The organism is Kineococcus mangrovi (assembly GCF_041320705.1).
Taxonomy (GTDB): Bacteria; Actinomycetota; Actinomycetes; order Actinomycetales; family Kineococcaceae; genus Kineococcus; species Kineococcus mangrovi.
In genome coordinates this window covers 93,705-114,345 of record NZ_JBGGTQ010000001.1, presented here as the reverse complement: position 1 = coordinate 114,345, position 20,641 = coordinate 93,705, and the positions used below count along the sequence as shown (strand labels likewise).

General features: G+C 75.0%; 17 protein-coding genes. 10 read left to right on the top strand and 7 right to left on the bottom strand.

Annotation, left to right across the window (positions count from 1 at the left end):
* Positions 1-2: 2 nt before the first annotated feature.
* From AB2L28_RS00505 to AB2L28_RS00490, 4 genes are all read right to left on the bottom strand, one after another.
* The gene (locus AB2L28_RS00505) at positions 3-818 is read right to left on the bottom strand and encodes an alpha/beta fold hydrolase (RefSeq protein ID WP_370716769.1); all 816 of its coding nucleotides are present in this window, start codon (positions 816-818) and stop codon (positions 3-5) included.
* Entirely contained in the window at positions 815-1,366 is a 552-nt protein-coding gene (locus AB2L28_RS00500) for an aminoacyl-tRNA deacylase (RefSeq protein ID WP_370716768.1), read from the bottom strand. Before AB2L28_RS00500 ends, AB2L28_RS00505 begins: the two co-directional genes overlap by 4 nt.
* A 115-nt stretch (positions 1,367-1,481) precedes the next feature.
* A complete protein-coding gene (locus AB2L28_RS00495; RefSeq protein ID WP_370716767.1) occupies positions 1,482-1,931 on the bottom strand; it encodes a PKD domain-containing protein in 450 nt (149 codons plus the stop codon).
* 409 nt (positions 1,932-2,340) lie between these two features.
* On the bottom strand, positions 2,341-2,970 hold the full coding sequence (locus AB2L28_RS00490) for a DUF6318 family protein (protein WP_370716766.1): 630 nt from the start codon (positions 2,968-2,970) through the stop codon (positions 2,341-2,343).
* A 347-nt stretch (positions 2,971-3,317) separates the two neighbouring features.
* Here AB2L28_RS00490 and AB2L28_RS00485 point away from each other — a divergent pair, with 347 nt between their 5' ends.
* The 6 genes from AB2L28_RS00485 to AB2L28_RS00460 all read left to right on the top strand — a co-directional run bounded on the left by AB2L28_RS00485 (position 3,318) and on the right by AB2L28_RS00460 (position 11,117).
* The gene (locus AB2L28_RS00485; RefSeq protein ID WP_370716765.1) at positions 3,318-3,737 is read left to right on the top strand and encodes a DUF6504 family protein; all 420 of its coding nucleotides are present in this window, start codon (positions 3,318-3,320) and stop codon (positions 3,735-3,737) included.
* A 51-nt stretch (positions 3,738-3,788) separates the two neighbouring features.
* Positions 3,789-4,226 carry an SAV_6107 family HEPN domain-containing protein gene (locus AB2L28_RS00480; RefSeq protein WP_370716764.1) on the top strand — a complete coding sequence of 146 codons (438 nt, stop codon included), beginning with the start codon at positions 3,789-3,791 and terminating at the stop codon, positions 4,224-4,226.
* A gap of 111 nt (positions 4,227-4,337) precedes the next feature.
* A complete protein-coding gene (locus AB2L28_RS00475) occupies positions 4,338-8,330 on the top strand; it encodes a DNA polymerase III subunit alpha (protein WP_370716763.1) in 3,993 nt (1,330 codons plus the stop codon).
* Between the two features lie 142 nt (positions 8,331-8,472).
* Positions 8,473-9,216: a methyltransferase domain-containing protein gene (locus AB2L28_RS00470; RefSeq protein ID WP_370716762.1), complete on the top strand. Its 744-nt coding sequence runs from the start codon at positions 8,473-8,475 to the stop codon at positions 9,214-9,216.
* Between the two features lie 63 nt (positions 9,217-9,279).
* Positions 9,280-10,506 (top strand): DNA polymerase IV, encoded by a 1,227-nt coding sequence (gene dinB / locus AB2L28_RS00465; protein ID WP_370716761.1) that lies wholly within the window; start codon positions 9,280-9,282, stop codon positions 10,504-10,506.
* Positions 10,507-10,718: 212 nt separating this feature from the next.
* Positions 10,719-11,117, top strand: a complete 399-nt coding sequence (locus AB2L28_RS00460; protein ID WP_370716760.1) for an SCO2097 family morphological protein — start codon at positions 10,719-10,721, stop codon at positions 11,115-11,117.
* A gap of 163 nt (positions 11,118-11,280) precedes the next feature.
* Here AB2L28_RS00460 and AB2L28_RS00455 read toward each other — a convergent pair whose 3' ends face one another.
* The 3 genes from AB2L28_RS00455 to AB2L28_RS00445 are packed head-to-tail and all read right to left on the bottom strand — an operon-like array spanning position 11,281 to position 15,915.
* Positions 11,281-13,578 (bottom strand): transglutaminase TgpA family protein, encoded by a 2,298-nt coding sequence (locus AB2L28_RS00455; protein ID WP_370716759.1) that lies wholly within the window; start codon positions 13,576-13,578, stop codon positions 11,281-11,283.
* Positions 13,575-14,885, bottom strand: a complete 1,311-nt coding sequence (locus AB2L28_RS00450; RefSeq protein ID WP_370716758.1) for a DUF58 domain-containing protein — start codon at positions 14,883-14,885, stop codon at positions 13,575-13,577. Before AB2L28_RS00450 ends, AB2L28_RS00455 begins: the two co-directional genes overlap by 4 nt.
* A 10-nt stretch (positions 14,886-14,895) precedes the next feature.
* The gene (locus AB2L28_RS00445; RefSeq protein ID WP_370716757.1) at positions 14,896-15,915 is read right to left on the bottom strand and encodes an AAA family ATPase; all 1,020 of its coding nucleotides are present in this window, start codon (positions 15,913-15,915) and stop codon (positions 14,896-14,898) included.
* Between the two features lie 485 nt (positions 15,916-16,400).
* Between AB2L28_RS00445 and mraZ the strand changes: the two genes are divergently transcribed.
* The 4 genes from mraZ (at position 16,401) to AB2L28_RS00425 (ending at position 20,601) form a co-directional block, all read left to right on the top strand.
* Positions 16,401-16,832: a division/cell wall cluster transcriptional repressor MraZ gene (mraZ, locus tag AB2L28_RS00440; RefSeq protein ID WP_370716756.1), complete on the top strand. Its 432-nt coding sequence runs from the start codon at positions 16,401-16,403 to the stop codon at positions 16,830-16,832.
* Between the two features lie 277 nt (positions 16,833-17,109).
* The gene (rsmH, locus tag AB2L28_RS00435) at positions 17,110-18,213 is read left to right on the top strand and encodes a 16S rRNA (cytosine(1402)-N(4))-methyltransferase RsmH (RefSeq protein ID WP_370717244.1); all 1,104 of its coding nucleotides are present in this window, start codon (positions 17,110-17,112) and stop codon (positions 18,211-18,213) included.
* Positions 18,213-18,659 (top strand): cell division protein FtsL, encoded by a 447-nt coding sequence (ftsL, locus tag AB2L28_RS00430; protein WP_370716755.1) that lies wholly within the window; start codon positions 18,213-18,215, stop codon positions 18,657-18,659. The genes rsmH and ftsL overlap by 1 nt, the downstream gene beginning before the upstream one ends.
* Before the next feature lie 37 nt (positions 18,660-18,696).
* Positions 18,697-20,601, top strand: coding sequence for a peptidoglycan D,D-transpeptidase FtsI family protein (locus tag AB2L28_RS00425; protein ID WP_370716754.1), 1,905 nt, complete (start codon positions 18,697-18,699; stop codon positions 20,599-20,601).
* Positions 20,602-20,641: the final 40 nt, after the last annotated feature.

The following is a 20,641-nucleotide window of genomic DNA, read 5'->3' as shown; positions in this document are numbered from 1 at the left end:
GGCTATCCGCGGTCGGCACCGTCCACCTGCTCGCGCACCACCCGCGCGCACTCGGCAGGGTGGTCCCACATCGGGACGTGCCCGCAGTCCGGCCACTCGATCCACCGCGCGTGCGCGGGGGCGGTCTCGCGCCGGCAGAACCGCGGCGGCAGGACGCGGTCGCGGCCCCCGACCACCACGGTCACGGGGACGCGAACCTCCGGGCCACGGGTGAACGCACCCGCCGCGATACCGGTGTCGGCGGCGACGTAGCCCGACGCGGCGGCGACGGCGGCCACCGCGTCGCGGACGACCTGCGCGGGCAGCGCGCGGGGGGCGGTGCTGGTCGCCGCCAGGGCGAGGGTGGCGCCCAGCGGGGTCGTCACCACCCGGGGCGGGAGCCGGCCCGCCCAGCGCGCGAACTGCTGGCCGGTGGGCAGCAGCGGTGGCCGGCGGCGCGGGGTGGTCCACAGGCCCGCGGGGGTGAAGGCCGTGACGTCGGCGACGGCGCCGTCGGCGGACGCGGCCGCGGCCTCCAGGGCCACCCACCCCCCGAGGGAGTGGCCCACGAGGTGCACGGGCTCGTCCCGGGTCCGGGCCAGGCGGGACAACCGGTCGCCCAGCGACCGCGGCGTCATCGAGGTCGCGGGCAGGGGTGGGGCCTGCCCGTGGCCGGGCAGGTCGAGCAGGAGGAGGCGGTGGTCGGCGGCCAGGCGGGGCACGACGAGCGACCACGCGCTCGACGCTCCACCCAGTCCGTGCACCAGCACCACCAGCGGGTGCGCAGGGTCGGTCGAGCCGGCGCACCGGACGGCGAACCCCTCGAGCAGTCCGGTCATCCCAGCTCGACGGGGTGCCCACCGGTCAGGCGGAGGAGCTCGTCGTAGCGGGTGCGGAAGACGGCGTGCGGGTGACCCGCCGGGACCCAGATCTGCGGGTACGGGGCGAGCGCGACGTCAACGAACGTCGGCAGCGGGACGGCCAGACCCAGCGGGGAGGCCGACCCGAGGACGGAGCCGGTGCGGCGCAGCACGTCCGTGTCGTCGTCGCGGAACAGCTCGGGCTCGCAGAGGACCGCCGCCAGCGCCGGGGTGAAGAGCGGGTGCGCCGTGGAGGAGACGACGAAGAGGTGCCTGCCGTCCCGGGTGCGCAGGACGGCGGTGGCCGCCACCGCCGCCGGTGGCACCCCCAGGTGCCGCGCCAGGTCGGCCGGGTCCCGCAGGGAAGCGGGGACCTCGAGGACCTCCCCGTCGGCGTCGAGGTCGAGGAGCGCCTCGCTGGTGCTCTCGACGGCCGGGACGTCGAGCACGGCGGGGGAGGGGGCCGGGGGCGGAGCCGTCAGGGAACCACCACCCCCGACGGGTTCCTGGCGCATCGTCCACCTCATGCACGGTCAGCGTAGAACCGTTCTCGCCTCCCGTCGCGCCGAGCCGCCGGGTGCGACGTTCCACCCCCTCCGGCGTCGGAGCACCGGGACGCCGCGCACGGGGGTGCGGGGCCCGTCAGCGGTCCGGGGCGGTCAGGACGTTGCGCCCCGCGAGCACCCGGACGCCGACGCCCGGGGAGACGGTGGTCGCCGTCCCCTCGACGGGCCGGTAGGGGAGACCCGCGATCGTGTACTCCCCGGACCACGTGGTCGTCAGCGTCACCGTCCGGTCGCCCGGGCTGGTGTACGTGTGCGTGAGGGTCTGGCGCGGGTAGGGCTGCCCCGGGTCGGTCGTCGGCCCGAGGCGCGTGCCGTCACCCAGGTCCCACGTCCAGCTCGTCGGTGTCGCGCGGATGCGGACCGGGAACCCCAGGACGGTCGTGTCCCGGACCACCGCCCCGCCCGTCGTGCGCAGGACGAGGGGGACGTTCACGAGGGCCCGGCCGTCGTCCGGCTGCAGGTGCACCGGGCTCGCCGGCAACCCCACCCGCCGCAGGTCCGCGACGGTCACCGCCGGCAGGACCACGGGTGCGGCGTCCGTGACGTCGGTCGTGCAGCGCGACCCCTGGTTGACCCACCGCGGGTCGTCACCCGTCCGCGTCCACGTCGTCGCGAACGTCTGACCCGGCGGGCAGGTGTTCCGCGCCGCCCCGCAGTAGTCGTCGCCGAAACTCCCCTCCGGGCCGTTGCGGCCGCAGGCGGGGGTTCGGACGACGGCAGTGGGTGGGGATTCTGTATGGCGCGACCCCTGTCGTGGAGTTATCGGGGCGGGTCTGTTAGTTCTTCTTGCGTTGATCGAAACCTTGTCGTCAGTAGCGATCGCAGAGGAGTGCGAGGGATGTGCTGCAGTCGCAGTGTTCGCGTCGAACGTGACAAGGAGAAGAGTGGACAGGACTGGCGCCGAGACGCGGAGCGCAGAACGGTTGAGGCGCAATTTACTCAACCTCCAGTGCCATCCATTGTTCTTGCCGCCAGGTAACTTCTATCCAGAACTTGGAGTCAGGAGCAGCTCCGTCAGAGCTGATAATTGAGCCGTTACGGTCAAGTGTGTTGTAGGCCGGTCGATCGACGAGGACTGTGAGTCTGGCGTAGCCGGCGGTTGCATCCCACGCGTCGATGTCCGTGCCAGTGAACTGCAGTACGAACTGCGGTGTTGTGTATCCCCTCTCGTGGTACTCGTCGATGACATCCGCGTAGAACTCGCATCCGGTGCACGACTCGACCGAGATTGAGCGCAGTGGCGACGAATCTCCTGTCGCTCGGGCGTAGTTGAGAGTTTGCAGGAAATAGGCGGCGAAGAGACTGGCGCCAGTTTCGTCCTGAACCTTGGCGCGGTCATCTTGCGCGGGTGTTGAAATTTGCGATGCCGTTACTGGGAGGGTCTGGCTGTCCGACACCTCGGGTGCCTCTGCGGCGTGCTCGGGCTGAGGCGTCACGGCGACCGTCGCGGTGGGTGCCGGTGCGGCCGGTGCCGGAACCGGCGGCTGCCCGTGCGAGCACGCCGCGAGCAGGCCCAGGAGGACGGTTCCGGCGGCGGTCGCGACGAGGGGGCGAGCGGGGGTCACGCGTGGCACGGTCGCACGTCCCGGGGACGTGCCGGGGCGTCGGAGGGAGCGCTGTGGACAAGTGCTGGGCCGTCCGGGTGACCCTTCCCGGCCGATCACCGTCAGTCGCCGGCGCTCGACGCTGCGTCTTGTGGACAACGTGGTCCAGCGTTGACGCGTCCTGAGGTCGGTGGTGTAGCTTCGAGGTGTGTTCGAACCGGTGTTCGAACACGATGAGACCGCTCGAGGCGCGGTCCGGGGGGAGGGGAAGCCCCGCGGGCCGCGCCCCGAGTGCGTGCTCGCGGGCCGCTTCCCCCGGCTCGCCGCACCGCGCGATCCGCCGCGGTGCCGGCTCGAGAGGGGACGGGGTGAGGACGGTGCGACGGTTCTCCGACGAGGTGCACGTCCGCTACGACGACGCGGACGAGGGTCGGGAGACCCCCGCGCAGTTCATCTGGCGCGGGCGGCTCTACGTCGTCCGCGAGGTGCTCTCCCGGTGGCGCGAGCGCAGCGCCTGGTGGGAGCACGGAGCAGTGGCCGCCGTCCACGGCGACGCCGCCGACGAGACCGGGGCCGGCGGCCGTCCCGTCCGCCGCCGCGTGCTCGAGATCGGCGATCTCGAGCGGGAGGTCCTGCGCGTCGAAGCCAGCGCCGGCCGGGCCGGCGGGGCCGGGGTCTACGACCTCGCCCGCGCCGTCGGCCCGGGAACGGCGGCCGTGTCGGAGGTCGCTGGTACCTCTACGTCCGGAGCGTCGGGGGACTGGCAGTTGCTGCGCGTCAGCGACTGAACTGCCGCCGACGGACCTGCCGACCTGACCGCACGACCGGAGGAGAACGTGATGCGCACCACCTTCGACGTCCCTGCGGGCGTCCCGCGCCCGCTGACGACGGCCGCCCTGGACCTCCTCGCCCGGTGCGAGGACGACCTGCTCACGGCGTTGCGCACGGACGACGTGGCCGAGCGCTACGTCCACGCCCACCTGGCGGCCCTGCGGGCCGGGGCCGCGATCGTCGCGGTGCACGGCCGTCCCGCTCGCGGTCGGCGCAGCGGCGGCCCCCGCAGCGTCTGGGAGATGCTGCCCGCCCTGGACCCGAGCCTGCAGGAGTGGTCCGACCGGTTCGCCGCGACCGCCGCCACCCGGTCGGCGGTCGAGGCCGGCCGCACGGGGCTCGTGGACGCCGCGGCCGCCGACGACCTCCTCGCCCACGCCGAGCGGTTCCACCGCGTCGTGGAGGTCCAGCTCGGGCTCAGCGCCCTCCAGCCGCTCGCCGGCTGACGGCGCCGCCGTCCACCGCCGGCCACGGCGCGCCCCACCGCTCCACCCGCACGCCCCAGAGCCCCCCGCACCACCCGGTCTTCCCCACGGGCGCGTTCCGAAGGACGTCCCATGACCACCGCCGCACCACCCGTGGACCCGTTCCCGCACCTGCACGTCGCCTCCGGCTACTCCCTGCGGTACGGCACCTCCACCCCCTCCGCCCTCGTCGCCCGCGCCGCCGACCTCGGGATGCCGGTCCTGGCCCTGACCGACCGCGACGGCCTGTACGGCGCGGTGAAGTTCGTCCGGGCCTGCGGCGAAGCCGGTCTGGCCCCTGTGCTCGGGGTCGACCTGGCGACCTCCCCGACCGGCCTGGCCGACGGTCTGCCCGCCTGGGCCGACCCCTCGGTCGCGCTGCGGCGCAGCTCGTCCCGCACCCCGGCCCGGGGCGGGGCCGTGGTGGACCTCCGGTTCCCCCGCGTCACCGTCCTGGCCCTCGGGGCCGAGGACGCCGGTGCGGGACGGGGGTGGGCGGCGTTGTGCCGGCTGGTGAGCGCCACCCACCTCGACGGGGTGCGCGGCGTTCCCGTCAGCAGCCTCGAACTCGTCGCCGGCCACGCCACCGCCCGGGCCGGCGGCACCGGGGCCCGGGCGGCGCTGGCGGTCCTGCTGGGGCCGGGCTCCGAACTGGGCCGGGCGCTGCTGGCCCGCCGGGACGACCTCGCCCACGCGGTCCTGCGGCGCTGGCGCGACGTGCTGCCGGCCGGTTCCCTGCACGTCGAGGTGGTCTGCCACCACGCCCCGCCGGGAACGGCCGGCAGCGTCGAGCACGCCGCCCGGATGCTCTCCTTCGCCCGTGCCGCAGGGGTTCCGGCCGTCCTGACGGCCGCCGCCCGGTCGGCCGGTGCGGACGGCGGACCCACGGCCGACCTGCTCGACGCGGTCCGTCGCCTGGTCCCGCTCGACACCCGGTACACCGACCGGGTCAGCGGACAGGGTCACCTCCTGCCCACGGTCGACATGGCCCGCACCGCGGCCGACGTCGCCCGCGCCGCCGGTGACCCGTCCGCGGCCGCGGACCTGCTGGCCACGACCGCGGCCCTCGCCGCGCGGGCCGTGCAGGACCCGGCCGCCGACCTCGGCATCGGCCGGCACCACCTGCCCGACGCCGCGGCGCTCGGGCTGGGACCGGGCGCGGACCAGGGCGCGGTCCTGCGCGCCCGCTGCGAGGGCGGGATCGGCCGCCGGTACCCGGGGGCGGACCCCGCGCTCGAGGCGAGGGTCCTGCGCCGCCTGGAGGACGAGCTCGAGACCATCGACCGGGTCGGGTTCGCCGGCTACTTCCTCACCGTCGCCGACGTCTGCGACCTCACCCGCGAGATGCGCGTCCGGGTCGCCGCGCGCGGCTCGGGGGCGGGCAGCCTCGTCAACCACCTGCTGGGCATCTCCGACGTCGAACCCCTCGGGCACCGGCTGCTCATGGAACGGTTCCTCAACCCGCGGCGCGGGCAGCTGCCCGACATCGACCTCGACGTCGAGTCGGCCCGGCGCGAGGACGTCTACGCGGCGGTCCTGGACCGGTTCGGCGGCGACCGCGTGACGTGCGTGTCGATGATGGACACCTACCGGGTCCGGCACGCCGTGCGGGACGTCGGGGCGGCGCTGGGGCTGCCGCCGGTGGAGGTGGACGCCATCGCCACCGCGTTCCCGCACCTGCGGGCCCGCGACGCACGCACCGCCATCGCCGAACTGCCCGAGCTGCAGCGCAGCGGGCTGGGCGAGGAGCGCCTCGACGCGTTCTTCGACCTCGTCGAACGCCTCGACGGCCTCCCGCGCCACGTCGCCCTGCACCCCTGCGGCGTCGTGCTGTCCAACCCCGCGCTCATGGACCGCACCCCGGTGGAAGCCAGCTGGAAGGGCTTCCCCGTGAGCCAGTTCGACAAGGACGACGTCGAGGACATGGGGCTGCTCAAGCTGGACGTCCTCGGCATCCGGATGCAGTCCGCCATGGCGTACGCGGTGCGGGAGGTCGCCCGGGTCGAGCAGACGGAGGTCGACCTCGACGACCGGGCCCAGGTGCCGCTCGACGACCCGGCGACCTACACGCTGATCCGGTCCACCCGGACCCTCGGCTGCTTCCAGATCGAGTCCCCGGGCCAGCGCGAACTCGTCGGCAAGTTCGGGCCGCGCACCTTCGACGACATCGTCGTCGACATCTCCCTGTTCCGGCCCGGACCGGTCAAGTCGGACATGGTGACCCCCTTCCTGGAGGCCCGGCAGGGCTGGACCGCACCCCAGCACCTCGACGAGCGGCTCCGGCACGTCCTCGAACCCACCTGCGGTGTCGTCGTGTTCCACGAGCAGGTCATCGAGCTCATCGCGGCCTTGACCGGCCACGACCTCGCCCTGTCCGACGAGTACCGGCGCCACCTCGGCACCCGGCGCGGCCAGGAGGAGATGGAGCCGCAGTTCCGCCGCCGGGCCCTCGAGCACGGCTACCCCGCCGAGACGGTGGACCGGGTCTGGGCCGTCCTCACGGCGTTCGCCTCCTTCGGCTTCTGCAAGGCGCACGCCGCGGCCTTCGCCCTGCCGACCTACCAGTCGGCCTGGCTCAAGACCCACCACCCGGCGGCGTTCCTCGCCGGGGTCCTCACCCACGACCCCGGCATGTACCCCAAGCGGTTGATCCTCGACGACGCCCGCAACCTCGGGATCGCCGTGCTCGGCCTGGACGTCAACGCCTCCGGCGACACCTACCGGGTGGAACGGGTCGACCCGCCCGCACCGCACGCCGTCGACGACGCCGTGGAGGACGTCGCGGACCTCGACCCCTGGCTCGGTGGCCGGGGGGTGCGCAACCCCGACGGGCTCGGCGACGGGGTCGCCGACGGGACGGGGTTCGGCATCCGCCTGTCCCTCACCGACGTCAAGGGGATCTCCGGGGCCGAGGTGGCGCGGATCGTCGCCGGGCAGCCCTACCGGTCGCTGGCCGACCTGTGGCAACGCGCCCGCCCGTCCCGCCCCACCGCCGAACGCCTCGTCCTCGCCGGCGCGCTGGACGCCCTGCACGGGATGCGCCCCGTCGGCCGGGCGCGGGAGGCCGTGCCGCGCCGTGGCCGGGCCACCCGGCGGGACCTGCTGCTGCAGGTCGCCGAACTGGACCGCTGGAGCCGCTCCGCCGGGACCGCCCCGGCCCGGGTGGGCGCCCGGCAGGTCCGCGGACCGCTCGAGGCGCGGACCCTCGACGTGCGCGCGGCCGCAGCCGCCCAGTCCCGGGCGCCACGGCCCGTCGGCGAGTCCGCCCGCACGGTGCAGCTGGCCCTGGACCTCGGCGACGCCCCCGAGGAGGTCACGCCCGGCGGGCTGCCCGAGATGACCGGACCGGAACGGGTCCGCGCCGAGCTCGACGTCCTGGGCCTGGACGCCAGCGCCCACGTCGTCGACCCCTACACCCCGCTGCTGCGTGCGCTGCGGGTCACCCCCGCCCGCGACCTGCGGTCCCGGCGCAGCCGCGCGGAACTCCTCGTCGCCGGGGTGAAGGTCGCCACCCAGACCCCGCCCGTCCGATCCGGGCGCCGGGTCGTCTTCCTCACCCTCGACGACACCACCGGCCCCCTGGACGCCACCTTCTTCGAGGACGCCCAGGGGCCCTACGCGGCGACGGTGTTCCACTCCTGGCTGCTCGTGGTGCGGGGCGTCCTGCGGCGGACCGGCCCGCGCGGGGTGTCGCTGCGGGCCACCGGCGCCTGGGAACTGCCGGCCTTGTGGGACGCCTGGACGGCCGGAGGGATCGGGGCCGTCCACGCGGTCGTCGCCGCCGCCCCGGACCCCGGGTACTCCCGCGCCGCGACGCGGGGCGCGGCCGCGAGCCGGTCCAGCCGGCCGGTCGTGGCCGCACCCCCCACGCACCCGCGCGAGCACGGCCCGGCCGCCGGGGGGACGGTCCGGCGGCGCATCCTGGTGCACGCCAGCGGTTTCCGCCAGTCGCCGTACGCCGACCTCGCACCGGCGGGGGAGGACACCCGCAACTCCCGCTCCCTCGCCCGCGCCGCCGCGCCGCCGTCCGGCGCCGTGCCCGAGCGCAAGCTCTGGCACTCCAGCTCCGGCAGCTCGGGGAGGTGACCGGGGACGTGGGGCCGCAGGGGCACGGCCGTGTCGGGCCGGGGTGTCTAGGGTGGGGGCGCGCAGTGCCGGGCGCACCACGACCGGCACGGGGATCCGCACGGGGGTCCGCACGAGGACCCGCACGAGGCTGGAGGAACGAGTGGCGAAGGAACGGGGCCGCCCCCGCACGTCGACGGTCCTCTGGGAAGGGGTCCAGCGCCTGCTCGCCGCAGCGAGCGCGGACCTGGGGGCCACCGAGCTCACCGTCGTCGACCTCGGTGGCGGCACCGGTGGCCTCGCGGTGCGCGTGGCGGCCCTCGGGCACCGCGTCGTGGTCGTCGACCCCTCACCCGACGCGCTCGCCGCGCTGGAACGCCGCACCGCCGAGGCCGGCCTGTCCGACCGGGTCCGCGCGCTGCAGGGGGACGCGACCGAGCTGTCCGCCCTCCTGGCCCCCGGCAGCGTCGACGTGCTGCTCTGCCACGGCGTCCTGGAGGTCGTCGACGACCCCGCCGCCGCCCTGCGCGCCGCCCACGAGACGCTCCGCCCCGGCGGGCGGCTCAGCCTCCTCGTCGCCCAGTGGCCGGCCAGCGTCCTGGCCCGCGTCCTGGCCGGTCAGCTCGGGCAGGCCCTGCACGTCCTGTCCGGCGAGGAGCACCGCTGGGGTCCGAGCGACCCGCTGTGCCGGCGCTTCGACCGGGCCGGCGCCACGGCGCTCGCCGAGCAGGGCGGTTTCACCGTCACCGCGGTCGAAGGCACCCGCACGTTCAGCGACGTCGTGCCCTCCGCCGTCACCGAGTCCGACGACGCCCTCACCCTGCTGCGCGAGCTGGAGTCGCGCGCCGCGGGCACCGAGGAACTGCTCGGCCTGGCCGCGCACCTGCACCTGCACGCCACCCGCTGACCCCGCCCCTGAGGACCCCGCCCCCGAGGACCCCGCCCCCGCAGCGGTCCGGGGGAGCGCCCGGTGAGCCGCCGTCAGCTCGTGCGCCCGGACCCCTCGAGCGGTGGGGGCCTGGGCGACGACGACACCGGGTGCACGGTGCTGCACGTCGACATGGACGCGTTCTACGCCTCCGTCGAACTGCTCCGCCGGCCCGACCTGCTCGGCACCCCCGTCATCGTCGGCGGGGGCGACCGGGGCGTGGTGCTGTCGGCCACCTACGAGGCGCGCCGGTACGGCGTCCACGCGGCGATGCCGATGGCCCGCGCCCGGCGGCTGTGCCCGGCCGCGACCGTCCTCGCGCCCCACCACGAGGACTACTCCCGGATCTCGGCGGGGGTCATGGAGGTGTTCCGCGCGGTCACCCCCGTCGTCGAACCGCTCAGCCTCGACGAGGCGTTCCTCGACGTGTCCGGCGCGGTCCGCCGGCTCGGCAGCCCCACCCGGATCGGTGAGCTGCTGCGCGACCGGGTCGCCGACGAGCAGGGCATCACCTGCTCGGTGGGGGTGGCCTCGACGAAGTTCGTCGCCAAGCTGGCCTCCGGCGGGGCCAAGCCCGACGGGCTGCTGGTCGTCCCGCACGCCCAGACGGTGCCCTTCCTGCACGCCCTGCCCGTCGCGGCGTTGTGGGGAGTCGGGGAGCGCACCGCCGAGGCGCTGGGGCGGCTCGGGCTGGGCACGGTCGCCGACATCGCGCACACCCCCCTCGCCACGCTGGTCCGCGGGCTGGGCGAGTCGACCGGCCGGCACCTGCACGCCCTGGCCTGGGGGCGGGACGAACGCCGTGTCGTCGCCTCGGTCCCCGAACGCAGCATCGGCTCGGAGGAGACGTTCCCCCGGGACGTCGACGACCCCCGGTTCGTGCACCGCGAGCTGCTGCGCCTGGCCGAGCGGACCGCCTCCCGGGCCCGGGCCCAGGGGGTGGCCGGGCGGACGGTCGTCCTGAAGGTCCGGTTCGCCGACTTCACGACGATCACCCGCTCCCGCACCCTGCGCGAACGCACCGACGTGACCCGCGAGATCCACGCCACCGCGCGCGACCTGTTCGACGGTCTCGCCCTGGAGCGGGCCCGGTTGCGGCTCGTCGGCGTCCGGCTCGAGGGGTTGGCGGACTCGGCCACGGCACCGCGGCAGCTGGTCCTGGGGGAGCGCGCCCACGGCTGGCGCGACGCCGACGGGGCGGTGGACCGCGCGAGCGCCCGCTTCGGTGCCGGGAGTGTGAGACCGGCCACCCTGCTGGGGCCCCGGTGACGGCGCAGCGGTGCCCCCACCCGGACGGTGCACGTCCGTGACCTGCGGTGGAACCGGTGACGACCCTGCGTCGTTCTCCCGTCCGGGGGACGAGACGCGCCGTCTGCGCCACAGCACGACCTCGGGTGGGGGACGATGTGGTAAGTCGAGTTTCGCCCATCGCTGCAGGGACATATCCTTGGACGACAACGTGCGCACGCCAGGAGGTACAGGTGCCGCTCTCGGAGCATGAGCAGCGTCTGCTCGAGCAGATGGAACGTGCGCTGTCCGCGGACGATCCCAAGTTCGCCAACGCCATGAAAGGTTCCCGCCACGGACGCGCCGCCAGGCGTCGTCTCCTCATCGGCATCGCTGCCGTCGTGGTGGGCCTCGTGCTCCTCATCATCGGGGCCAGCACGAGTCAGATCTGGTTGGGGGCGGGCGGTTTCATCGTCATGCTCGCCGGCACGATCTGGGCCTTCTCACCGGCTCGGGGAACGACGGGCGCGGCCGGTGGGCAGCCTCCCACCACGGGCGCTCCGCGTCCGCCGCGGACGGGGAAGTCGCGGCGCAGCGGATCGTTCATGGAACGGTTCGAGCAGCGCTGGGACCGCAGACGCGGTCAGTGGTGAAGTCGTCCTCACCGCCCGCGCGGCGGTGAGCTCGCAGCGGGCGTCGTGGGAACCTCCCACGACGCCCGTTCTGCCTCTCCGTCTCGGCGGGCCCGGGCTGGGCCACAGCACCCCGGCGCCACGGCCCGGTGAACGGCCGCAGCGGCCCGCCCGGGAACGGGCGTCAGTCCCGGTCCCACCAGTCCAGCGCCCGCCGCACCCCGGCCGTGGGGAACAGCCGTGCCCGCCACCGCACCCACCGCGACCGCTGCGCGCCGACGGCCTCGACGACGGCGTCGACGTCGGCCCGCACGAGCCGGCCCACCTGCCGGTCGGTGCGCTGGGCCACCAGCACCCCGCCCCCGGCGCCCGAGCCCGGCCCGAAGCGGGCGCTCTCCACGGCCGCGCGCAACCGGGCCAGCTGGTCCGCGGCCGGTGAACCGGCTCCCGCGAACTCCGACAGGCCCACCGCCCGCTGCCGCGGGGTCGTCGAGGGGGGCCAGCTGACACCGAGGTCGTGGACGCGGTCGTCCAGCTCCGCCCAGGCCGCCTCCGCGGACGACGCCGCGCCCGTGACCCCGGCCCACCGCCGCCGGGTCAGCAGCGCGGTCGAGACCCAGGGGGTCAGGACGGCGACGAGCAGGAGCAGCGCGCCGAGGATCCATCCCCACGGCAGGCCCAGGAAGCGGTCCCACCCCGTGGGTGCCGCCGCGGCGGCGGGGCCGGTCGCGGTCGCCGTGCTCGTGCTCGCCGACGCGCTGGGCGCGCTGCTCGCCGCGGGCGGGGGCGTCGCCCCCGTCTGCCCCTGGACCGGGGGCTCCGTGGCGACCTGCGGCACGGAGTACCCCGGGGACTGACCCGTGCGGGTCGCCGGGGTGGGCTCGAACCGCACCCAGCCCACACCCTCGAAGAACAGCTCCGGCCACGCGTGCGCGTCCTGGGCGCTGATGCGCCACCGGCTCAGCGCGCCGTCCTGCCCGGTCTGCGTCTCCCGGCCCGGCAGGAAGCCGATGGCCACGCGGGCCGGGATCTGCAACGAGCGCGCCATCACCGCCATGGCCGAGGCGAACTGCACGCAGAACCCCGACTTCTCCGACAGGAACGTCGCGACCGCGTCGCTCCCGCCGTCGTTGGGGGCCGTCGTGGAGTACGTGAAACCGCCGCTGGAGCGGAAGTACCGCTGCAGCAGCGCGGCCCGCTCGTAGGCGTTCGTCGCACCCGCCGTGACCTGCTGCGCCGTGTCGGCGACGACCGCCGGCAGCTGCGGCAGCTCCGTGTACCGCTCCTGGACGTCACCGGGTGCCGGCGGGGCGGCCCGCAGCTCCTCCTCCGTCGGCTGCACCTCCAGGTGCGTCACGGTGTACTGCCGGCCGCGGGTCGTCTCCCCGTCCCCGACGACGTTCAGGCTGTCGGTCTCGTACAGCCAGTTCCCGGCGATGTCGACGCGCAGCGCGGGGTACGGCAGCGGCAGGTACGTCTGGTCCAGGCCGCGGATCGAGATCTGCGTGCTCCGGACCACGGACTGGTCCCGGACGGCGTCGGACAGCCCCGGTGCCGGGCTCAGCCCGTCCTGCACCCGCTGCCGGCGCGGGATGTCGGCGCCGGTGCTCGGTGCCCAGGTCTGCCCGTCGAACACGTCGGCCGTCACGATCCGCAGCGGTGCGGGGTCCGGCTCGTCCGTCGCGTACGTGACGATCGTCGCGTCCGAACGGGCACCCAGCGACGCCTTGAGGTTGAGGATCGGGTTGATGACGGCGATGGTGTCGCCCGGCCCGGTGTCGATCGTCAGCGGCCGCTCGTCCAGCCCCGGGACGGCGGCCGGCACGGCGACGGCGGCCACGAGGGCGACGGCGGCCGTGGCGCTCGCGGTCACCCCGGTCACCGACCGCCCGGACCGCCCGGACCGCGGGTGGCGGGCGGGGGTCCCGCGGTCGCCGGCGAGCAGCACGAGGTAGGGGACGCCGGCGAGCACGAAGGCGACGGCGCCGGACCCGCCGGGCGCGAGGGCCAGCGGCACGGCCAGCACCCCCAGCAGGGGCAACCCGGCCAGGGCCGGCTGCCGCAGCGTCACCGCGAACAGGTCGACGGCGAAGGCGACCAGCCCGGCCCCGGCGACCAGCAGCAGGCGCAGCCCGCGCAGGTCGACGGCCGGGACGCTGTAGCGCTGGACGACCTGGACGCCGTCGGTGGCCAGCTGCACGAGCCGGTCGACGGTCGCGGGGGTGGGGACCACCCCGAGCGGGGCGGTCCCGCCGTTGAAGAGCAGCACGACGACGAGCAGGACGACGAGTCCCTGGACCGCGACGGCCAGTCCCGGCCGGTGGAACAGGCCCCGGACGAGGAGACCGGCCCCGACGACGGCGAAGACGATCCCGAACGCCCCGACGAGCCACCCCGAGGACACGACGAGCGGGTTCAGCGTGAGCACGGCCGCGGCGCTGGCGGCGGCGGCCCACAGGGCGGTCCGGGCACTGCGGGTCACGAGGGGACCTCCCTGGCGGGTGGGGGCGACGACGGATGGTCGCTCCGCGCGTCCAGGCGCGTCAACCGCGCCCACACCTGCGGGACGGTGTCCTCGGGTCCGGCGACGGCGGTCCGCCACCCCGCCCGGGACAGCACCAGCCGCGCCCGGTCGAGGCGGTCCGGGCCGGTCCGGTCGTCCCGCTCGCCGCGGGCGCGCGCAGCCGGTGCCGAGGCCCAGTCCCCGGTCCGCAGGAGCACCGCGAGGGCCGGCACCCCCAGGGGGCGGGCTGCGAGCAGGGGGGCCACGTCGTCCTCGTCGACGTCGCCCAGGACGGCGACGAGCAGCGTCGCCTCGGTCCGGCCGAGCTCGGTCACGGAGCGGGCCAGGCCGTCCCGGGCGCCGGTACCCAGCCGGGCGAGGGAACGCATGATCCCCCGGGCGGCCGACGTCTCGTCCAGCTCGCTCGGGGGGTCGTAGGCGCCGTCGTGCAGCAGCCGGACGCGGTGCCGGCGCCGCTGCAGGTGGGCGGTGGCGGAGGCCGCCGCGCTGACGGCCCACTCCAGGGAGGACCCCGCGCCCCGACCACGGTGCGCACCCTCGCGGGTGTCGAGCAGGACGACGACGTCGGGGCGGCCAGGGTGCTCGTCCAAGCGGACCATGACGGTGCCCCGGCGGGCCGTGGAGCGCCAGTGCACGCGCCGCAGGTCGTCGCCGACGCGGTACTCGCGGATGGACGCGTCGTCGGGGGCGGCCGCGGCGGACGCACCGCCGGACGACCCGCGGGTCCCGCCCAGCTCGCCCAGCGACAGCTCCGTGAGGGGGTGCACGCGCGGCAGCACGTCGAGCACCACCGGGGTGCCCAGCACCCGGCGGGCACGGACGAGACCGAAGAGATCACCCGCCACGACGCTCGCCGGGCCGAGCGGGTAGGACCCCCGGACCTCCGACCTGACCCTGTACTCCAGGTCGAGGGTCTCTCCCTCCCGCAGCCGGGGCACGGGCAGTCGCGCCGTGCCGCCGAGCGCCAGCGGGACGGCGTCCTCGAGGACGAGCCGGACCCCCGCTCCGGCCCGGCCGAGCACCTCGAGGCGCACCGTGCTCGTCACCCCCGCTTCGACGAGCTCGTCCTTCGACCTCGACACCAGCTCGAGGGTCCGCACCGCGCGGTGGGTGGACCACGCCGCGACGAGGACCAGCACGAGCAGGAGCACCCCGATGCGCAGGATGTCGCGCTGGCCGAGGGCGGGAGCACCCACGAGCGCGAGCAGACCCACCACGCAGAAGGCCCAGCCGCGGGCCGTGGGGCGGGTGGCGCCGGCCCTCACCGGGGCCCGCTCACCGGGGCGAGGGGAGCGCCGTCGTGCGGAGCACGTCCGTGACGACGTCGGCGCCGTCCCGTCCGGCGAGCAGCGCGTCGGCGGTCAGCAGCAGGCGGTGGGCGACGACGGGGACCGCGAGGGCCTGGACGTCGTCGGGCAGCACGTGGTCCCGGCCCTCCAGCGCCGCGCGCGACCGCGCGGTGCGCAGCAGGTGCAGGGCGGCGCGCGGGGACGCGCCGAGGCGCAGGTCGGGGTGGGAGCGAGTGCGGCGCACGAGGTCCACGACGTACTGCTTGAGCGCCTCGGCGGCGTGCACGCTGCGCACGGCCCGCGACAGCGCCCGCACCTCGGCGACGTCCACGACGGGGGTGACCGCGTCCAGGGGGTCGGTGACCCCGTGCTCGCTGAGCATCGTCAGCTCCGCGTCGACGGAGGGGTACCCCATGGAGATGCGGGCGGCGAAGCGGTCGCGCTGGGCCTCGGGCAGGGGGTAGGTGCCGTCCATCTCGACGGGGTTCTGCGTGGCGAAGACGATGAAGGGCCGGTCCAGCTGCCACGTCGTCCCGTCGACCGTGACCTGCCCCTCCTCCATGCACTCCAGCAGCGCCGACTGGGTCTTGGGCGAGGCCCGGTTGATCTCGTCGCCGATGACGACGTTGGCGAAGACCGCCCCGGGGCGGAACTCGAACGTGGCCCGCTCCTGGTTCCAGATGCTCGACCCGGTGACGTCGCTGGGCAGCAGGTCCGGGGTGAACTGGATGCGCCGCACGCTCCCGTCGATCGCGCGCGCCAGCGACTTGGCCAGCATCGTCTTGCCGACACCGGGGACGTCCTCCACCAGCAGGTGGCCCTCGGAGAACAGGACCGTCAGCGCCAGCCGCACCGTCTCGTCCTTGCCCTGGATGACGCGGTCGACGGCGACGGCGAGGTCGTCGGCGACGCTGCGCAACCTCTCGAGCGCGGCGGGCAGGTCGTGGGGGTCCAGCGTCGGGGACTCGGCGGGGTGGCTGCCGGGGAGTGCGCTCGTCGTGGTCACGTGCCCTCGTCTCGTTCGGTGGACGTCGCGAGTTCGAACGTCCGGTCCCGGCGGGCGGTGCCCGGGCGCGGGCCGCGAACGGACCTGCGACCGGGCACCGGTGCCGGACGCCCCCACTCTGCCCCACGGTGCGCCCCCCGCGCCCGTCCACCGCGTGGTCGCCGGCTCCCGGGACCGCGATCGGTCCCCACTTCCCCCCACTCGGGCGCCGGCGGCGGCCCGGCGGGGCGCGGGAGGCCTCCCCCCGGGCCGGGGGAGGCCGTGTGCACGGGGTGACGGCCCGGTGGGGGGTCTGAGCCGCTCCGCACCCCCTCCACCACCACCCACCGCGCTGACCTGCATCGATACCGCATCCGCGCGGTCACTCAGAGTTGACTGACGTTGACGGTGGAGGAAAGTGGAGTACCGTGGAGGAGCCTGGTCCACAGGGGACCCGGCGCGAGGACTCGACGACGGACGACAGACCCGTTCGGTGGGGGTGCGCGGTGTTCCTGGGCACCCACACACCCCGACTGGACGACAAGGGCCGGCTGATCCTCCCGGCTCGCTTCCGGGACCAGCTGCTCGACGGTCTCGTCATCACCCGGGGGCAGGACCGCTGCCTCTACCTCTTCCCGATGCAGGAGTTCCAGCGGATGCACGAGGAGCTGCGACAGGCGCCGCTCACCAACAAGGAGGCGCGCGACTACCAGCGCGTCTTCCTGTCGGGTGCCTCGAGCGAGGTGCCGGACAAGCAGGGCCGGGTCACCGTGCCGCCGCTGCTGCGCCAGTACGCCGGTCTCGACCGGGACGTCGCCGTCATCGGTGCCGGCAGCCGGGTCGAGCTGTGGGACCTGCCGACCTGGGAGACCTACCTGGAGGGCGCGGAGTCCGCCTTCGCCGAGCGCAGCGAGGAGGTCCTCCCGGGGGTCCTGTGACCCCCGCCCCGAGTCGCGGTCGAGATTCGGGGCAGCCGTCGGACGCGGCCTCCAGCCGCCCGGACCCGACGGTCCTGACGCCACTTCCCCGGCGCCAGGGCTGACGGGCACGAGCGGATGGGGACCACGCCCGACGACGGGTCCGGCGGGAGGTCCGCCGGAGACCGATGGGCAGGCAGGTGGTGACGGAGCGAGCAGCGGGGCAGGGGGTGGGACGGTGGGCGGACAGCACCCGTCCGTCGAGCCCGTCGTCGACCCGTCCTGCGACCTCGCGCCCCTGCCGGGGGCCCGCGCCGCCGAGGCCGCCGAGCGGCACGCCCCCGTCCTCCTGGACCGCTGCACCGCCGTCCTCTCGCCCGCCCTGCAGCACCCGCGGGCGGTGAGCGTCGACCTCACCCTGGGCATGGGGGGACACGCGGCCGAGCTCCTGCGCCGTCACCCCGGGCTGCGGTTGGTCGGCGTGGACCGCGATCCCCACGCCCTCGAGCTCGCCGCCCACCGGCTCCACGAGTTCGCCGACCGCGTGACGCTGGTGCACGCGGTCTCCGACCGCTTCGACGACGCCCTCGACGACCTCGGCCTGGACACCGTCGACGCGGTGTTCCTCGACCTCGGCGTGTCCTCGTTGCAGCTCGACGAGGACGACCGGGGTTTCTCCTACGCCCGCGACACCCCGCTCGACATGCGGATGGACCCGACGACGGGCCGGACGGCCGCTGACGTCCTGAACACCTTCTCGCACAGCGACTTGACGCGCCTGCTGCGCACGTGGGGGGAGGAGAAGTTCGCTCCCCGCATCGCCTCGGCCGTCGTGCGCGAACGCGAGCGCGAACCGTTCAGGAACTCGGCCAGGCTCGTGGACCTGGTGCGCGCCAACGTCCCCGCCGCTGCACGGCGCACCGGGGGGAACCCGGCCAAGCGCACGTTCCAGGCGTTGCGCATCACCGTGAATGACGAACTGGGGGTCGTCGAACGGACGTTGCCGGCGGCTTTCGAGCGCCTCGCCCCCGACGGCCGGCTGGCCGTCCTCACGTTCCACTCCCTCGAGGACCGGATCACGAAGAACGTTCTGCGGCAACTGTCCTCGAGTTCCGCGCCGCCGGACCTGCCGTTCGTCCCCGAGGGTTCCGGACCCCGGGCGGAACTGCTCACCCGGGGCGGTGAACAGGCCGGGGAGGCCGAACTCGCGGAGAATCCCCGCGCGGCGTCGGCGCGCCTCCGCGCGGTGCGCCGACTACCCGAGCAGGATCGGTCACGGTCCAGCGGTCGCGTCACCTCCCGGAACCCCCGGCAGCGCGACACCCGCAACAGCACCAGCACCAACCGACAGACCACGGAACTCGGGCCGGACCACGGCACGACCGACGGAAGGACGCCGTGATGAGCCAGCCCCTGATCGCGGCCCGGAAGGCTCCGGTCCGCCAGCCCGGGTCGTCCGCGGACACCCGCCCCGAACTGCAGGTCGTCACCCCGCCCGCCACGCGGCGGGTGCGTCTGCCGCTGCCCGTGGCCTGCGTCCTCCTGCTGACCCTGGGTCTGCTCGGGCTGCTCATGACGAACATCGCCATCGCCGGCGATGCGTACGAGATCACCGACCTGCAGGTGACGAGCGGCCGCCTGGCCGACCAGCAGCAGGCCGTGGCCGAGGACCTCGCCCAGCAGTCCTCGCCCGAGCACCTCGCCACCCGCGCCGGCGAGCTCGGCATGGTGCCGGCCCCCGACCCCGTCCACCTCACGGGCACCGGCGCCGTGGGGGAGGCGACCCCGGCCCCGCGGCCCTCGACCGCTGCCGGTTCCCCGTCTCCCGCTCCGGCGCCGGCCCGCTGAGACCGCACCCCACCCCCGAGGTCGAAGAGGTACCCGCGTGTCCCGCCCGCGCCGCCCCCGTCCCGACGAGCAGGACCCCCGTCCCCGCCCCGACATGCGCATGCGCGTCTACACCCTCGGGGTGCTGGGTGGGCTGACGGTGCTCGGCGGCCGGCTGGTGCAGCTGCAGGGGGCCGACGCCAGCAAGCTCGCCGACGACGCCCTCCAGCAGCGGACGTCGACGGCGACGCTGTACGCCAAGCGCGGGGACATCCTCGACGCCAAGGGCGTCGTGCTCGCCACGTCCGTCGAACGGCGCGACGTCATCGCCGACCCGAAGGCGCTCAGCGGTTACAACCTGCGCAACGGCAAGCCGTACAGCTCGAAGTACGGCACCGGCCCGGAAGGGGCGGCGCAGCGGCTGGCGCCCGTCCTCGGCATCGACGAGGCCACCCTCACGACGAAGCTCACCGGGGACAACCGGTACGCCGTCGTGGCCCTCGGCATCACCCCGGAGCTGTGGCAGCAGGTCGACGACCTGGGGATCGCCGGCATCACCTCCGTGCGCCAGACCCAGCGCATCTACCCCACCGGCAGCGCGTCCTCCACGCTCGTCGGCGTCCTGGGCACGCCCGAGCAGGACGAGAAGACGAAGGCGTTCACCGACCGCCCCCTGTCCGGTCTGGAGGAGGCGCGCAACTCCCTGCTCCTCGGCACGAACGGCTGGATGCGCTACGAGCGCAGCGCGGGCGGCCAGGAGATCCCGCTGGGGGACCGGGAGACGGTGGACCCCGTCGACGGCACCTCCCTGCACCTGACCATCGACTCGGACCTGCAGTGGAAGGCCCAGTCGGCCATCGCCGCCAAGGTGGCCGAGACGGGGGCCGAGTCCGGCACGGTCGTCATCATGGACAAGGAGCAGCGCCTGCTCGCCCTGGCGAGCGCGCCGAGCCTGGACCCGACGAACCTCGTGAACCTCACGAACGACCAGTTGCAGAACACCGCGCTCACCAAGGTCTTCGAGCCCGGGTCCACGGCGAAGGTGGTGACGCTGGCCGCGGCGCTGGAGGAGGGCGTCGCCACGGCCGACACCCGCTTCGTCGTCCCCGGGGAACTGCCGCGCTTCGACAAGACGTTCCACGACTCCCACCCGCACGGCGACGAGAAGCTCACGCTCGCAGGCGTCCTCGCCCAGTCCAGCAACATCGGGACGATCCTGGCGGGGGAGAAGCTGAACGCCGACCTGCGCACGACCTCCCAGATCCTGCACGACTACCACCTCGCCTTCGGCTTCGGCGCCAAGACGTCCCTGAAGTTCCCCGGCGAGAGCGGCGGGATCCTCGGCGACCCCGCGAAGTACTCCGGGACGCAGCGGTACACGGTGATGTTCGGGCAGGGGCTGTCGGTCACGGCGGTGCAGGCCGCCTCGGTCTTCGCCACCATCGCCAACGACGGCGTCCGCGTGGAACCCACGCTCATCGCCGGCACCTCGGCCCCGAACGGCGACTACCGCACCGAACCGGCCGGGGCCAGTTCCCGCGTCATCAGCGCCGCCACCGCCACCACGCTGCGGGACATGATGCAGGCCGTCGTCAGCGAGGCCGGGACGGCGGCGGCCGCCGAGATCCCCGGGTACCTCGTGGCGGGCAAGACGGGGACGGCGAACCGCTACGACGTCGACCTCGGGCGGTACTCCGGGTACACCGCCTCCTTCATCGGGCTCGCCCCGGCCGACGACCCCGAACTCGTGGTCGCGGTGATCCTGCAGGACCCCAAGACGAACTACTACGGGGGTTCGGCGGCGGGGCCGGTGTTCAAGGACGTCATGACCTACGCCCTCGCCCAGCGCGGCATCGCGCCGTCGGCCGAACCCCCGGCGGACCTGTCGTTGACGTGGGGCGGGGACACCGACGCCGAGCAGGACATCAGCACCGGTGCGGTCGCCGACACGGCGGGTCGGTGACCGCTCGAGCCTGCGCGTCCGGTCGCGGCGCGGTGCCGGC